General features: G+C 59.7%; 13 protein-coding genes and 1 pseudogene. 11 read left to right on the plus strand and 3 right to left on the minus strand.

Annotation, left to right across the window (positions count from 1 at the left end):
• Positions 1–2 precede the first annotated feature (2 nt).
• From ACP0KA_RS07830 to ACP0KA_RS07865, 8 genes are all read left to right on the plus strand, one after another.
• A complete protein-coding gene (locus tag ACP0KA_RS07830) occupies positions 3–881 on the plus strand; it encodes a branched-chain amino acid ABC transporter permease (protein ID WP_424628262.1) in 879 nt (292 codons plus the stop codon).
• A 1-nt stretch (position 882) separates the two neighbouring features.
• Positions 883–1,902 carry a branched-chain amino acid ABC transporter permease gene (locus tag ACP0KA_RS07835; protein ID WP_424628263.1) on the plus strand — a complete coding sequence of 340 codons (1,020 nt, stop codon included), beginning with the start codon at positions 883–885 and terminating at the stop codon, positions 1,900–1,902.
• Positions 1,903–1,911: 9 nt separating this feature from the next.
• On the plus strand, positions 1,912–3,135 hold the full coding sequence (locus tag ACP0KA_RS07840) for an ABC transporter substrate-binding protein (RefSeq protein WP_424628264.1): 1,224 nt from the start codon (positions 1,912–1,914) through the stop codon (positions 3,133–3,135).
• 210 nt (positions 3,136–3,345) lie between these two features.
• Positions 3,346–4,572: an ABC transporter substrate-binding protein gene (locus tag ACP0KA_RS07845; RefSeq protein ID WP_424628265.1), complete on the plus strand. Its 1,227-nt coding sequence runs from the start codon at positions 3,346–3,348 to the stop codon at positions 4,570–4,572.
• Positions 4,573–4,690: 118 nt separating this feature from the next.
• Positions 4,691–5,977 (plus strand): glycerate kinase type-2 family protein, encoded by a 1,287-nt coding sequence (locus ACP0KA_RS07850; protein ID WP_424628266.1) that lies wholly within the window; start codon positions 4,691–4,693, stop codon positions 5,975–5,977.
• A gap of 153 nt (positions 5,978–6,130) precedes the next feature.
• Positions 6,131–7,171: a branched-chain amino acid ABC transporter permease gene (locus ACP0KA_RS07855; protein ID WP_424628267.1), complete on the plus strand. Its 1,041-nt coding sequence runs from the start codon at positions 6,131–6,133 to the stop codon at positions 7,169–7,171.
• Positions 7,171–8,946 (plus strand): ABC transporter permease subunit, encoded by a 1,776-nt coding sequence (locus tag ACP0KA_RS07860; RefSeq protein WP_424628268.1) that lies wholly within the window; start codon positions 7,171–7,173, stop codon positions 8,944–8,946. Before ACP0KA_RS07855 ends, ACP0KA_RS07860 begins: the two co-directional genes overlap by 1 nt.
• A complete protein-coding gene (locus tag ACP0KA_RS07865) occupies positions 8,943–9,653 on the plus strand; it encodes an ABC transporter ATP-binding protein (RefSeq protein WP_424628269.1) in 711 nt (236 codons plus the stop codon). The genes ACP0KA_RS07860 and ACP0KA_RS07865 overlap by 4 nt, the downstream gene beginning before the upstream one ends.
• A gap of 162 nt (positions 9,654–9,815) precedes the next feature.
• On the opposite strand, the gene ACP0KA_RS07870 is transcribed toward ACP0KA_RS07865, so the two are convergent.
• Positions 9,816–10,970: an ABC transporter substrate-binding protein gene (locus ACP0KA_RS07870; RefSeq protein ID WP_424628270.1), complete on the minus strand. Its 1,155-nt coding sequence runs from the start codon at positions 10,968–10,970 to the stop codon at positions 9,816–9,818.
• A gap of 355 nt (positions 10,971–11,325) precedes the next feature.
• On the opposite strand from ACP0KA_RS07870, the gene ACP0KA_RS07875 reads away from it, so the two are divergent.
• Positions 11,326–11,748, plus strand: a complete 423-nt coding sequence (locus tag ACP0KA_RS07875) for a PaaI family thioesterase (RefSeq protein ID WP_424628271.1) — start codon at positions 11,326–11,328, stop codon at positions 11,746–11,748.
• Here the strand turns inward: ACP0KA_RS07875 and ACP0KA_RS07880 are convergent.
• Positions 11,745–12,650: a LysR family transcriptional regulator gene (locus tag ACP0KA_RS07880; RefSeq protein WP_424628272.1), complete on the minus strand. Its 906-nt coding sequence runs from the start codon at positions 12,648–12,650 to the stop codon at positions 11,745–11,747. The two genes, ACP0KA_RS07875 and ACP0KA_RS07880, sit on opposite strands and share 4 nt — an antisense overlap.
• 110 nt (positions 12,651–12,760) lie before the next feature.
• Here ACP0KA_RS07880 and ACP0KA_RS07885 point away from each other — a divergent pair, with 110 nt between their 5' ends.
• Positions 12,761–13,384 carry a pyridoxamine 5'-phosphate oxidase family protein gene (locus tag ACP0KA_RS07885; protein ID WP_424628273.1) on the plus strand — a complete coding sequence of 208 codons (624 nt, stop codon included), beginning with the start codon at positions 12,761–12,763 and terminating at the stop codon, positions 13,382–13,384.
• Positions 13,385–13,401: 17 nt separating this feature from the next.
• Here ACP0KA_RS07885 and ACP0KA_RS07890 read toward each other — a convergent pair.
• A pseudogene (locus ACP0KA_RS07890) lies at positions 13,402–14,129 on the minus strand (glutathione S-transferase family protein).
• Positions 14,130–14,235: 106 nt separating this feature from the next.
• Here ACP0KA_RS07890 and ACP0KA_RS07895 point away from each other — a divergent pair.
• Positions 14,236–14,934 (plus strand): helix-turn-helix transcriptional regulator, encoded by a 699-nt coding sequence (locus tag ACP0KA_RS07895; protein WP_424628274.1) that lies wholly within the window; start codon positions 14,236–14,238, stop codon positions 14,932–14,934.
• Positions 14,935–14,939: the final 5 nt, after the last annotated feature.

Here is a 14,939-nt window from a genome sequence, read left to right on the forward strand (position 1 = left end):
CTATGGAACTGTTTACCAACCAAGTCCTGGCTGGCATCGCCACCGGCGCAATTTACGCCTGCATGGCGCTGGCCGTCGTCATGATCTATCAGGCGATCGATCACCTCAATTTCGCTCAGGGCGAAATGGCGATGTTTTCGACGTTCATCGCCTGGCAGCTGATGCAATGGGGCCTGAGCTTCTGGCCGGCATTTCTCCTCACGCTGGTGATCTCGTTCGTCGGCGGCATCGCGATCGAGCGGACACTATTTAAGCCGCTGACCAATGCCCCAGTCCTTGTCCATGTCGCGGGCTTCATCGCGCTGTTCGCGATCCTCAACAGCGTGGCGGGCCTGACCTGGGACTTCACCATCAAGCAGTTTCCGTCGCCGTTCGGATCATCCGGCTTCCTCGGTAGCCAGTTGATCAGCACTCACCAGGCTGGAATGATCGGCGTCACGCTTGTTCTGCTGCTCTTGCTGTATGGGTTTTTCCGCTTCACGCGCATCGGCCTCGCCATGCGCGCGGCGGCGGCAATGCCGGAGTCTGCCCGCCTCGTCGGCATCAACACCAGCTGGATGATCGCGCTGGGCTGGGGCATGGCGAGCGCCATCGGCGCCATCGCCGGCATGCTGATCGCCCCTGTTGTGTTCCTGGAGCCCAACATGATGGGCGGCATCCTGCTCTACGGCTTTGCCGCAGCTGTGCTTGGCGGCCTGACCAGCCCATTCGGCGCCGTGGTCGGCGGCTTCCTCGTCGGTGTCTTCGAAAACCTGGTCGGCACCTACATTCCCGGTGTCGGCAACGAATTGAAGCTGCCGATCGCGCTGGCCCTCATCATTGTCGTGCTTGTCATCAAACCTTCCGGCTTGTTCGGCCGCAAAATCGTGCAGCGAGTGTAACATGAGCACAGTTCAGGATTCTCTCGCCAAGCCTGCAGCCGTCGGAGCCGCCGTTTCCAAAAAGACGATGACGGTCAGCACCACAGCGTCGCTGATTTTGCTGGCGCTTCTGATCGTCGTTCCTCTGTTTGTGAAGAACTTCATCATCTTCCAGATGACGATGGTGCTGATCTACGCCATCGCCATTCTTGCGCTCAACATCCTGACCGGCGGAAGCGGTCAGTTCTCGCTGGGGCAGAGCGCGTTCTACGCGGTCGGTGCCTACACGGCTGGGATCATGATGGAGCACTACAACATCAACTATGCCGTCACGATCCCGGCGGCGGGCATGATCTGCTTCCTGTTCGGCTTCCTGTTCGGCTTCCCGGCGCTGCGCCTGAGCGGCGTATATCTCGCACTCGCCACCTTTGCGCTGGCGGTCGCGATGCCGCAGTTGCTCAAACTTGGCGTGTTCGAACCGTGGACGGGCGGTGTGCAGGGCCTGGTCGTGACCAAACCCGATGCGCCGTTCGGCCTGCCGATGTCACAGGATATGTGGCTCTATTATTTCACGCTGTTTATTTCGATCGTGATCTATGTGCTGTCCGTGAACCTGCTGCGCAGCCGGTCGGGACGCGCCATGATGGCCATTCGCGACAACCAGATCGCGGCGTCCGCCATGGGCGTCGACCTGCCGCTCTATAAAACGCTGGCCTTCGGCATCAGCGCCGCGTTTACCGGCATTGCCGGCGCACTTGGCGCCATCGTGGTTCAATTTGTTGCACCCGACAGCTTCACCATCCAACTGGCCATTGCCATCTTTCTCGGAATGGTGGTCGGCGGCGTTGGCTGGCTGCCGGGATCGCTCGCCGGTTCGGTGTTCATCGTGTTCGTCCCCAACATTGCGGAGGGGATTTCCAAAGGCCTCTCAGGCGCCGTGTTCGGCGTGCTGTTGATCGCCGTCATCTTCCTCGTGCCGCATGGCGCGAGGCAAGTCGCCTACACCATCGAAGCTCTGTTTCGAAAAATGAAGAAGCCCTAAGGAGTGAAAATGCTTTCTACCAGACTCAGCGTCGCAGCATTGTCGGCGGCCGTCGCCCTGGCCATGACGAGCGGCAGCGCCCTCGCGCAAAAGAAGTACGATACGGGCGCGAGCGATACCGAAATCAAAATCGGCAACATCATGCCCTACAGCGGTCCGGCTTCGGCCTACGGCGTCATCGGCAAGATGGAAGAAGCCTACTTCAAGATGATCAATGAGCAGGGCGGCATCAACGGCCGCAAGATCACGTTCGTCACCTATGACGACGGCTATAGCCCGCCAAAGGCCGTGGAGCAGGCGCGCAAGCTGATCGAAAGCGATGAAGTGCTCTTCATCTTCGGACCGCTCGGCACTCCGTCGAATTCGGCTATCCAGAAATACATGAACGCCAAGAAGGTGCCGCAGCTCTTCGTCGCCACCGGCGCGACCAAGTTCGGCGACTACAAAGGCTTCCCGTGGACCATGGGCTGGCAACCAGCCTATCAGAGCGAAGGCCGGATTTACGCCAAGCACCTGCTGTCGACCAAGCCCGACGCCAAGATCGCCGTCATGTATCAGAACGACGACTTCGGTAAGGACCTGCTGAAAGGTCTCAAGGACGGTCTTGGTGCAAAGGCCTCGCAGATCATTGCGGAAGAGAGCTATGAAGTGTCCGAGCCGACCATCGACTCACACATCATCAAGCTCAAGGCGTCCGGCGCTGATGTCTTCGTCAGCATCACCACACCAAAGTTTGCCGCTCAGGCGATCAAGAAGGTGGCCGAGAGCGGTTGGAAGCCAACCTACTACCAGAGCAACGTCGGCGCATCCGTCGGCAGCGTGCTGAAGCCGGCTGGTTTCGAGAACGCCCAGGGCCTGCTCTCCGCCGCATATGCCAAGGACGGTGCCGACTCGCAGTGGGACAACGATGAAGGCATGAAGAAATTCTACGCTTTCCTTGCCAAGTATGCTCCCGACATGAACAAGACCGATGGTTCCGTCGTCTATGGCTACGGCCAGGCTCAGACCCTTGTGCAGGTGCTGAAGCAGGCCGGCGACAACCTGACCCGCGAAAACATCATGAAGCAGGCGGCGAGCCTGAAGGCCTTTGCGCCGGATACGCTGCTGCCTGGTGTCGCCATCACCACCAGCCCGACGGACTTCTATCCGATCGAGCAGCTTCAAATGATGAAATTCAACGGCGACAAGTACGACCTGTTCGGACCGGTCATCAGCGGCGAACTCAGCCACTAATCTCTTTCGCCCTGCGAAACGAGAATAGTTCATTCGACTGATAAATGAGCCCTCTGCGACGTTGTCGCAGGGGGCTTTTTATTGAACGGCTTTGGCAAAAGGTATTGAATATCCGCGAAGCCGCTAGAGCTTTCGAAGCCGCTAAGAGCTTTCAACGAAGAAACGAACAAAGAAGAGAAGAGGAAACGACCAAGATCAGGGAGTAAGCTAATGAGGACCAAGTCTGGACTTGCAGTACTTTCGGCTGCGCTCACGATGCTCGCAGCCACAAGCAGCGGCGCACTTGCTCAAAAAAAATATGATCCGGGTGTAACGGACACCGAAATCAAGATCGGCAATATCATGCCCTACAGCGGACCCGCTTCCGCCTACGGCATCATCGGCAAGACCGAAGCCGCCTACTTCAACAAAATCAATGCCGAAGGCGGCATCAATGGTCGCAAGATCAATTTTGTTTCTTACGACGACGGCTACAGCCCGCCAAAAGCAGTCGAGCAAGCTCGCAAGCTCGTCGAGAGTGATGAAGTCCTTTTCATATTCAATTCGCTCGGGACGCCATCAAACTCGGCAATCCAGAAATACATGAACGGCAAGAAAGTGCCGCAGCTGTTTGTTGCGACCGGCGCGACCAAGTGGAACGATCCGAAGGATTTCCCTTGGACCATGGGTTGGCAACCCAACTACCAGAGTGAAGGCCGCATCTATGCCAAGTATCTGATGAAAGAGAAGCCGAATGCCAAGATCGGAATTCTCTATCAGAACGACGACTTCGGCAAAGACATGCTGAAAGGCCTCAAGGACGGTCTCGGCGCAAAAGCCGCCAGCATGATCATCGCCGAGGAGCCTTATGAAGTCACCTCGCCCACCGTGGACACGCAGATCGTCACGCTGAAGTCCAAGGGCGCCGACGTCTTCATGAGCTTCACCACGCCGAAGTTCGGCGCCCAGTCGATCAAGAAGGTGGCGGAGCTTGGCTGGAAGCCGTTGTTCATTCTCAACAACGTCGCGGCCTCCGTCGGCAGCGTGATCAAGCCGGCTGGCTATAACAACGCACAGGACGTCATCTCCGCGGCCTACGCCAAGGACGCGACTGACCCGCAATGGAAAGACGATCCGGGAATGAAGAACTTCGATGCCTTCCTCGCGAAGAACTTCCCGGAAGGTAACCGCGAAGACGGCTCGGTCATGTACGGCTTCAATGCCGCACAAACGCTGGTGCACGTCCTCAAGGCGTGCGGCGACAACCTGACCCGTGAGAACGTGATGAAGCAGGCCGCAAGCCTGAAAAAACTTCAGCAAGACGGAATCTTGCCCGGCATTACGCTCAACACAAGTCCGACGGACTTCGCACCGATCGAGCAACTGCAGTTGATGCGTTTCCAGGGCGAGCGCTGGCATCTCTTTGGCGACATCATCAGCGGGGAAGTTGGCGGCTAACTCGACCAAACTCTGTTGCAATGCACCAAGGCCCTTCGCAATAAGTTGCGGAGGGCCCTTTTATTGACCGGATCGCCGTGCGATGTGTTGGCCCCCGCCACGTGACCAAGATGCCGCAATGACCGATAGACGTCCCCTGCTGCACGCGATCTTCGACGCCGCGGTTGCCGCAGCCCATCCTGACCGTATTCTCGCTGCTCATCTTCCTTCGCCGCCGAAGGGCCGAATTATATGTCTCGCAGCCGGTAAGGGCGCGGGAGCATTGGCCGCCGCTGCCGAACGGCACTATCTAGACACGGTCAAGTTCGAACCTTCGCGGCTTTCGGGGCTCGCCACAACACGACACGGCCATGGCGTGCCAACCCGGCGCATCGAAGTCGTCGAGGCCGGCCATCCCGTGCCTGATGAGGCGGGAATGAAAGCCGCCGGCCGCACGCTGGAGCTTGCCGAGACCGCCGGTGCCGACGATCTGGTCCTCGTGCTGATGTCAGGCGGCGGATCCGCCAACTGGATCGCACCCGCCGAAGGCGTCTCGTTCGCGCAGAAGCAACAGATGAATAAAAGTCTTTTGCGATCCGGCGCGCCGATCTCGGAGATCAACACCGTACGCAAGCATCTGTCGCGGATCAAAGGCGGACGCCTCGCCCGCGCGGCAGCACCCGCTCCAGTTCTCACGCTCGCGATTTCGGACGTGCCGCACGATGACCCGGCCACGATTGCGTCAGGCCCCACCGTGCCGGACCAAACCACCCTCGCCGACGCGCGTGCAATCGTCGCACGCTATGGCATCAAGGCTGAAGACGCGGTCCGTGATGCCCTCGACGATCCGCGTAACGAGAGCTGCAAGCCGGGAGACGCCGCATTCGAACGCGCGGAATTCAGGATCATCGCGCGGCCTCGTGAATCGCTCGATGCTGCCGTCGCGGTGGCGCGGCAGGCGGGGTACGAGGTCATCGATCTGGGCGCCGACCTCGAGGGAGAGGCGCGGACCGTTGCCGCCACACATGCGCAGCTGGCGTTGAAGGCCCGTGCCGAGGGAAAAAAGCTCGCCATCCTGTCGGGTGGTGAACTCACCGTGACAGTGCGAGGCAACGGCCGCGGCGGCCCGAACCAGGAGTATGTGTTGGCGCTGACGGATCTTCTTGCCGATACGACCGGCATCTCCGTGCTGGCTGGCGATACGGACGGCGCCGATGGCGGCGCAGGAAGCGCCACCGACCCCGCGGGTGCACTTTGCGATCAGCGGACATTCGCGAAAGTGCGCGAACTCAAACTCGATCCAAAAGCCTACCTGGACAACAATGACGCAACCGCATTCTTCACCGCCACGGGCGATCTCCTGAATACCGGGCCCACACTGACGAATGTTAACGATATCCGCATCATTCTTGTCGATCCGGCCTGATGGACTGCGCCCTCCGCGCCAGACCGGGTGTTCTTGAGCTTGCCGACCATAGCCGTTAAGAACACCGGCAAAATCGACGGTGCGGAACTCAACGGCCGTTTTGTTTGGTCGGCGGATCATTTCCGCAGCACGCTCGGCGCGTGAGGGGGCATTTTGGACAGTACGATTCTTCTGTTCCTGCTGCAGGACGGAATTACCAGCGGCGCGATCTACGCGCTGCTCGGCCTTGGACTCGTGCTGGTCTTCGCCGTGACCCGCGTGATCCTGATTCCGCAAGGCGAGTTCGTCACATTCGGCGCACTGACCTACGCGATGCTGTCAGCAGGCAAGATGCCGGGCACCACCTCGCTTGCCATTGCCCTGGGTGCCATCGCGTTTTGCTTCGACATGATCAGCCGCCGCAATGCCATGAGCGCACAGTTGTTCCTGCGTTCATTTGCGCTGAACATCGCGCTGCCGCTCGCGATCTACGGCATCGTGACACTGTTGATCGGTCGGCCAGCTAACCCATGGCTCAACTTCCTTTTGTCCGTTGTGATCGTCTCGCCCATCGGCCTTTATCTCTATCGCATCGCCTACCAGCCGATTGCACATGCGTCGGTTCTGGTGCTGCTGATCGCATCGGTCGGCATTCACTACGCGCTGCAAGGACTGGGCCTTGCCTTCTTCGGTCCGGAAGGGCTGCGCGGACCGGCGATTTCCACTGCAGCATTCACGCTCGGACCACTGCGCTTTACCGGCCAGAACATCGCCATCTACGCAATCACGATCCTGCTGATCATCGGTCTTTGGCTGCTGTTCGGCCACACGCTTTACGGCAAGGCCTTGCGCGCCACCGCCGTTAACCGTCTCGGTGCCCGCATCGTCGGAATCCGCACCTCTCTCTCCGGGCAAATCGCATTCCTGCTGGCGGCAGTGATCGGTGCCATCTCGGGCATTCTGATCGTGCCGATCACCACCGTGTACTATGACACCGGCTTCCTGATCGGCCTGAAGGGCTTCGTCGCAGCGATCATCGGCGGACTGGTGAGCTATCCCCTCACAGCCATCGCGGCGCTCGTGGTTGGCATCGTCGAAGCCTTTTCGTCGTTCTACGCCAGCAACTACAAGGAAGTTATCGTCTTCACACTGTTGCTTCCCGTCCTGGTCGCACGTTCCCTCGCTTCGCCCGAAGTCGAAGAGGAGAACGATTGATGGCTTCCTCGCGACGCTGGACGGTGCTGGTCTTCGCGCTGGTGATGGCGCTTGTTCCCTTTATTCCGGGAATTCCTCCATTCTGGATTGTGCTGCTCGATAACATTGGTCTCGCAGCACTGGTCGCGATGGGCCTCGTGCTGCTGACCGGTGTCGGCGGCCTGACGTCATTCGGCCAGGCCGCATTCTGCGGCTTCGGCGGCTATGCCACTGCGCTGCTGACGACATCCTTCGGCTTGTCCCCATGGCTGACGCTCCCAATCGCACTGATCGTCAGCGGTGCCGCTGCCGTGGTGCTTGGCCTGATGACCGTGCGTCTTTCGGGGCACTACCTGCCGCTCGGCACCATCGCGTGGGGACTGAGCCTGTTTTACCTGTTCGGTAAACTCGAATTCCTCGGGCGTAATGACGGCATCTCCGGCATCCCGCCTCTCTCGCTTGGCTCCCTCCAACTCACGGATCCCGCCAGGATTTACTTCGCGATTTGGCTTGCAGTGATCATCTGCGCAGTGCTGACCACGAACCTTCTGGACTCGCGCACGGGCCGTGCCATCCGCGCCCTGCGACGCGGCCATGTCGCGGCGGAAGCCTTCGGTGTGGAAACCGCAAGCGCCAAGTTGCTGGTGTTCATCTATGCCGCTGTGCTCGCGGGCCTGTCCGGATGGCTGTACGCGCACTTCCAGCGGGCAGTGAACCCGACGCCGTTCGGACTCAACGCCAGCATCGAGTACCTGTTCATCGCGGTCGTCGGCGGCGCCGGCTATGTGTGGGGCGCCGTGCTCGGCGCAGGCATCGTCGTGGTGCTCAAGGAACTTCTCCAGAGCTATTTGCCCGTGGTGTTTCACGGCTCGGCTCAACTCGAGACTGTGGTGTTCGGCGTTTTGCTGGTCGTCCTGCTGCAGATCGCTCCCGCAGGAATGTGGCCGCAACTCGCGGCACTTCTTCCGTTTTCTTCGGCACCGCGCCGGCTTGAATCGGGTGAGGCCCTCCCTGCAGCGCACCGCCCTCAAGAGAGCAACAAACCTCTTCTGAACGTCGTCAAGGCGCGGAAACAATTCGGCGGCGTCATCGCGGTGAACGATGTCAGCTTCGATGTCGGCACAGGTGAAATCGTTGCCTTGATTGGTCCGAACGGCGCAGGGAAAAGCACCACCTTCAATTTGATCACCGGTGTGCTGCCCGCATCGGACGGCAATATTTCCGTCCTGGGCAACAACGTCAGCAACGCATCACCGCAAGACATCGTGAAACTTGGCGTTGCCCGGACATTCCAGCACGTCAAGCTCGTTCCGGACATGACTGTGCTCGAGAATGTCGCGCTCGGCGCTCATCTGCGCGGATATGCCGGGCCTGTTGCCAGCATGCTGCGGCTGGACCGCACGGATGAAGCCAAGCTGCTCTCCGAGGCGGCCCGTCAGATCGAGCGCGTCGGCCTTGCCGAACAGATGCATCAACTAGCCGGAAATCTTTCGCTGGGCCAGCAGCGCATCGTAGAGATCGCGCGCGCCTTGTGCGTCAACCCACTGCTGTTGCTGCTTGACGAGCCCGCCGCCGGTTTGCGCCACATGGAAAAGCAAAAACTGTCCGCATTGCTGCGGCAACTGCGCAGCGAGGGCATGTCGGTGCTCCTCGTCGAGCATGACATGGGTTTTGTCATGGATCTCGCCGACAGAATTGTTGTCCTGGAATTCGGCACCAAGATTGCCGAAGACGTCCCGAGCGCCATTCGCACCAATCCCGATGTGATCAAAGCCTATCTCGGAGGTGCAGCATGAGCCCTCCCCTGTTGGCCGTCTCGGATGTGTCGATTTCCTACGGCAAGGTCGAGGCCGTCCGCAACGTCACGCTCGACGTGCATGCCGGAGAGATCGTTACCATCATCGGCGCCAATGGTGCCGGCAAGACCACGCTGCTGAATGCCGTCATGGGAATTCTGCCGCTGACCGGCAGCGTGATGTTTATGGACAGGCAGATCGCCCGCCTCGACATCGAGGATCGCGTTGCCGCGGGGCTTTGCATCGTGCCCGAGCATCGCGAATTGTTCGGCACCATGACCGTTGAAGAGAACCTTCAGCTTGGCGGCTTCCGCGTCTCGCGCGTGAAAGCGGCGACGGAGCAGGAGCGCGTCTACACGCTGTTCCCGCGGCTCAAGGAGCGGCGCACGCAACTCGCAGGGACGCTTTCGGGCGGCGAGCAACAGATGCTGGCGATGGGCCGCGCGCTGATGAGCGATCCAAAGCTCCTCATGCTGGACGAGCCAAGCCTTGGCCTGGCCCCGCTGATCGTGGCGGACATTTTCCGCATTGTCGGCGAGTTGCGGCAGATGGGCGTCTCGGTGCTTCTCGTCGAACAGAACGCACGTGCCGCGCTCGAAATTGCCGATCGCGCCTATGTGATGGAGCTTGGGGAATTCGTCATGAGCGGATCGGCCAGGGACATCGGTGCTGATCAGCGCATCGTGGCGAGCTATCTCGGTTTCTAGTGGTCTGATTCTAACGTTCGCATCACGACTTCGCGGCAAGCAAGATAGCGAACGTCAAATCCGCTCCACTAGCACGGCGAAGACAGCGCGCTCTAAGTGCAATAAAAAATGGCCGGGCGAACCCGGCCATTCATCAGGATTCAAGACTGGCGTTTCATCCAGTTACTTGATCATCACGTACTTTCCATTCTTCACGGTCAAAAGAATGCGCGAACGGTCATCGGTCCCGAAGCGATCCTTCTCGGTGAAATTATAGACACCCTGGGTCGCAGGAATTTCCCGCTCCGTGAGCAGCGCCTTACGAATGGCTTCACGGAATTCAGGCGTACCCGGCTTTGCCGTTTTCAGCGCGACCGGAACGACGCGCTTGAGCATCTCGAACGCGTCGTACATATGCCCGGCGAACTGGCTCCGGGTGTTCGCGCCATACTTTGCTTCATAGGCGGTATCCAGCGCGAGGCCCGGCTTCTTCGTCAGCGCGCTATCGGCCTGATCTTCAGGAGCCATCACCGGTCCGGAAGCCATGATGACGCCTTCCGCCGATGCTCCGGCGATACGGATGAAGTCGATCGCCGCGGCACCATGCGTCTGATAGATCAGGCCCTTGTAGCCGCGCTCACGGAGCGCGCTCTGGGGCAAAGCGGCGCCTGCGCCGGACGCACCAATCAGGATCGCATCTGGATTGGCCGCCACAAGCTTCAGCACCTGGCCCGTGACTGACGTGTCGGGACGGGCATAACGCTCCTCGGCGACAACGCTGATACCCCCCATTTTGGCAGTCTGGGTCTTGAGGTCGTTCGACCACAGATCGCCATAGGAATCCGAGTAACCGATATAGCCGACGGTCTTCACGCCGTTCTTCTTCATGTGTTCATAGAGCGCCTTGCCCATGATCGACACCGGCTGCGGCAGCACAGCGGTCCACTTCTCGCGAGCCGGAGTCACTGGGATCGGCGCGAGGCTGAAATGAGGAACGCCGGCCTCGTTGGCAACGGTGGAAACCGCGATGGCGGGTGGTGTGGCCGACGAACCGACAATCACATCGGCGTTTGATTCGGTCACGAAACGACGCGCGTTGGTGGTGGCGTTGGTCGGGTCACCGGCGTCATCGAGCACGATGGTCTTGATCTTCACGCCGCCAATTTCAGTCGGCACGAAATCCAGCGCATTCTTCTCCGGCACACCGAGTGCGGCGACCGGTCCCGTGGTGCTGATGGTAATTCCCACAGTCAGGTCCTGTGCCGCAGCCGGCGCCACCAGGCCCGGCAGAGCAGCCGAAGCCACGAACGCCACGGCTGCCAAAATCGAACGCTTCATTCAGTCCTCCCTCTCGGTTTTCCTCAACCGCGAAACATCACGATAATTCCGCCATTGCGGCGCACCATCGCACTCGAAATATCCACCATACAGATACAAGTTATCGGCCATTTGCAATGGCTTCGGCGCCATTTCAGCCGCTTGACCCAGGGGCCCCGAAATGGAATCCGCCGTCGAAGCCTGCACCGGCTCGCCGTTACGAAATCACAGGCTCATCCCTAGGACCGTCGCTCGCCCCCCGCATGTTTGAAACCACCGAGACGTGATCGTTTCAAACTTTGATTGCCAATGAGCTCGTCACACCCATGGCCTAACAATTCGGGCAGCGAAGTCGACTGCCTGGAGGAGAGAGACCATGACCACCGCCGACATTCCGTCGGGCTTTGAACCTCATTCGCGGCGAAGTCCGGTGACCGAACCTTGGGAACCGATCTACGCAAAGAAAACGCCTGATGCCGTGATCATCGGTCTTAGGCTGGCGCAGGCTCATACAAATTCGCGCGGCATTGCTCATGGCGGTCTGATCACGACACTCGCAGACAACGCAATGGGGCTGAGCTGCGTCCGCAAAATGCCCGAACTTCCCCATGGACTTGTCACCGTCTCGCTGGGCGTCGATTTTCTCGGTTCAGCCAACGTCGGGCAATGGCTGGCGGTCGAAACCGATTTCATCAAGCTCGGCGGATCGATCTGCTTCGCGCAGTGTTTCGTCACTGCGGACGGCGAACCGTGCGCGCGCGCCAATGCAACATTCAAGGTGCTGCGAAAGAAGCTCTAATCATATGCTTTGGCGAAACGCCAATCCGCCTGCTCCACCACGAGGTCGATGAATGCTCTCACCTTCGCCGAGAGCAGCCGCGACGTCGGATAGACCAGATTGATCGGCATCGGCGGCGGCTCATAATCGGCCAGCACAACCTTCAAACGTCCCGCCTCGATCGCCTCCGCAGCCTGATAGGCCAACACCATCGCGAGGCCACCATCCTGTTCCGCATGCAAGACCGCCGCATCGGCACTGTTGGTCGCGTAACGCGACACATGCGACACACGGACGTCGCGCCCGTTCTCCGTGAAGCTCCAGTCGTGAAGCGAACTGCGGCTGGTAAATCGAATAATCGCATGCTGGGCGAGGTCGGACGGCTTCATTGGCGTTCCGCGTTCTTTCAGATATCCCGGCGATGCCACCACCAGCAGCCGCATGTCGCCAACGCTGCGTGCGACCAGGCTTGAATCGGCGAGGTGTCCGATACGAACCGCGATATCGATTCCCTCGTCGACGAGATTGACCATACGATCGGACAATCGCAGTTCAGCACTGACGGCTGGATACGCCCTCAGATAAGCCGACATCATGTGGCCCACATGCAGCCGTCCGAAAACCAGTGGCGCCGAGACCACCAGCCGTCCCGACGGCTGGGTACGCTCGGCCTGCGCTGATGCCTCTGCCTCTTCCACATCGCCAAGAATGCGCCGCGCCCGCTCCAGGTAGCGCTCGCCGACATCGGTCAGCGTCACCGACCGCGTGGTCCGCTGCAGGAGCCGCGCCCCGAGGCGTTCTTCAAGACCGGCCACCAACCGCGTAACCGCCGACGCGGACAGCCCGAGCTTGCGGGCCGCGGGGGCAAATCCCGCTAAATCGGCTACCGCGACAAAGGCTTGCATGGCGTCAATACGGTCCATCAGATTATTTCATATTATGCAACGATGAACTGTCAATCCCGATGATTGCCCCTATACGCGAAAGAACTTACATCTGCGCGCGAGGTTGTGATGTGCCGAGGAGGTTTTTCATGACCAACATTCATGTTTCGAGCGACGTTGCCTTCACCCCCGCCGTCAAGGCCATCCAGACGCGCAAAGGCTCCCGTGAGAGTTATGCGCGGGTCGAAGAACGTGGTGGATGGCGCACCGAAATCGATGACGGTCTCGCAGCCTTCATCAGCGAGCAGACGAGCTTTTTTCTGGCCACAGCCACGGCGGATGGGCAGCCGTATATCCAGCATCGCGGCGGACCGCCCGGCTTCATTCACGTCCTCGACAAGACGACGCTTGCGTTCGCCGATTTCCGCGGCAATCAGCAGTACCTCACCCAGGGAAACCTGTCCGAGAACCCGAAAGCCTACATTTTCCTGCTCGACTACGTTCACCGCCGCCGCATCAAGATCTGGGGCGAGGCGCGGGTCATCGAGGATGATCCCGCACTGGTCGCGTCCCTGATGCCGCGTGGCTATAAGGCGAAGTCCGATCAGGCGATTCTGTTCAAGGTTGCTGCCTGGGACATGAACTGTCCCCAGCATATCCCGCAGAAACTCGACGTCGCCGATGTCGCAGCCGTCATCGGCCAGCGCGACGAGCGCATTGCGGCCCTCGAGGCAGAAGTGGCGCAACTGAAGCAATTGCTTCCGGCCTCGTAACCACCGCTTCGCCCCGATCAGGCAGCCGCTTTCAGCGGCTGCCATGCGTGTTCCGGATAATATTGCGCCATCATCCGATCGACATACGCAACGAGATTGGCGAATTCGCATGCCCGGTCGCGCAACGGCGAGTCGAAGAACGGCGTCAGTAATCCTGCCAGCACCCCGAAAGCCGTTGCATCCACTCCGCAGGGACGATCGCCCATGAGATAGGGCTTCCAGCCCAGCAGCATCGACAACGCTGACAACGACCTTGTGCCGAGTTCCACGATCTCCGGCAATGCATGACGACCAGGCCCGGTCATCCTAACAACATCTTCGACCCGCGCATGAGCCTCGCGTCGCACCTGATCGCGAACCGCGTCCGGCAACGCGTCAAAAATTGCGACGGTCCTTTTTCAAAATTCTCCGGAATCACCCAGCGCATATAGACGAGCATCCAATAAAGCTGGTTTTCGACCATCCGCTCGATGGCCCAGGCTTCCGCACGCCGCGGCTCGTCGAGCGCGGCATCGAGGTCGAAATTATAGGTCTTCTCAAGATGCATGCGAATAAAGGTCGAATCCGCAATGCGCGTTGCGCCGTCATCGAGGTAGGGCAATTGGCCCTTCGGTGACTGCTCCCGTGCGCCGATTTGCTTGTCATAAGCGAGGCCGAGCATCTTGAGCTGAACTTCAGTTTTGATAACGAAGGGGCTGGCCTCGGGAAGTCCAAAATAGGGGCCGAAGCCATACAGCGTGATCATGATGGACATCCTTGTATGTTGATGAGATGCCTGTTTGTAGCTACCCCCTGCTGCCAACGTGGTGTCAGCAGCAAACTGGGCGATCCACTCAGCGGGACTAAATTCAATGAGACGCGCCGACCGGCTGTTTCAAATCATTCAAGTGCTTCGACGCAGCCGCAAACCGCTGACCGCGGAGACGATCGCCACTGAGCTCGAAACGTCCAAGCGGACGATCTATCGCGACATCGCCACCCTGATTGGCCAGCGCGTTCCGATCAGAGGCGAAGCCGGCACCGGCTACGTGCTGGAAAAAGGGTTCGACATGCCCCCTCTCATGCTGACGCCGGACGAAATCGAAGCGGCCGTATTAGGCGCGCAATGGGTCGCCGGACGTGCGGATCGCGTGCTGGCGAAGGCCGCCCACGATCTGATTGCGAAGATCGTCGAGACCGTTCCGGAACGTCTACAACCGCTGGCGCTTGAGCCCGCCAGTCGCGCGCCACCGAAACTGGAAGAGGAGGAGGACACCATCGACATGACGCGATTGCGCGCCCATATTCATGCCGAGAGAAAGATCCAGCTCGATTATCGCGACGAACATGGCCGAGGCACGCAACGCACGATTTGGCCAATTGCAGTCGGGTATCTGGAGACGGTCCGGCATCTCGCAGGATGGTGCGAGTTGCGCAAGGATTTTCGCAGTTTCCGCATCGACCGGATCGTTCAGGCGGACTTTCTGGACGAACGCTATCCCGAGCGCCGAACCGCTTTGCGAGTCAGATGGATGAAGAGCATGCACATGTCGCGTCTGCGCGAACGGTGAAGCGG

The organism is Bradyrhizobium sp. SYSU BS000235 (assembly GCF_049747295.1).
GTDB lineage: Bacteria > Pseudomonadota > Alphaproteobacteria > Rhizobiales > Xanthobacteraceae > Afipia.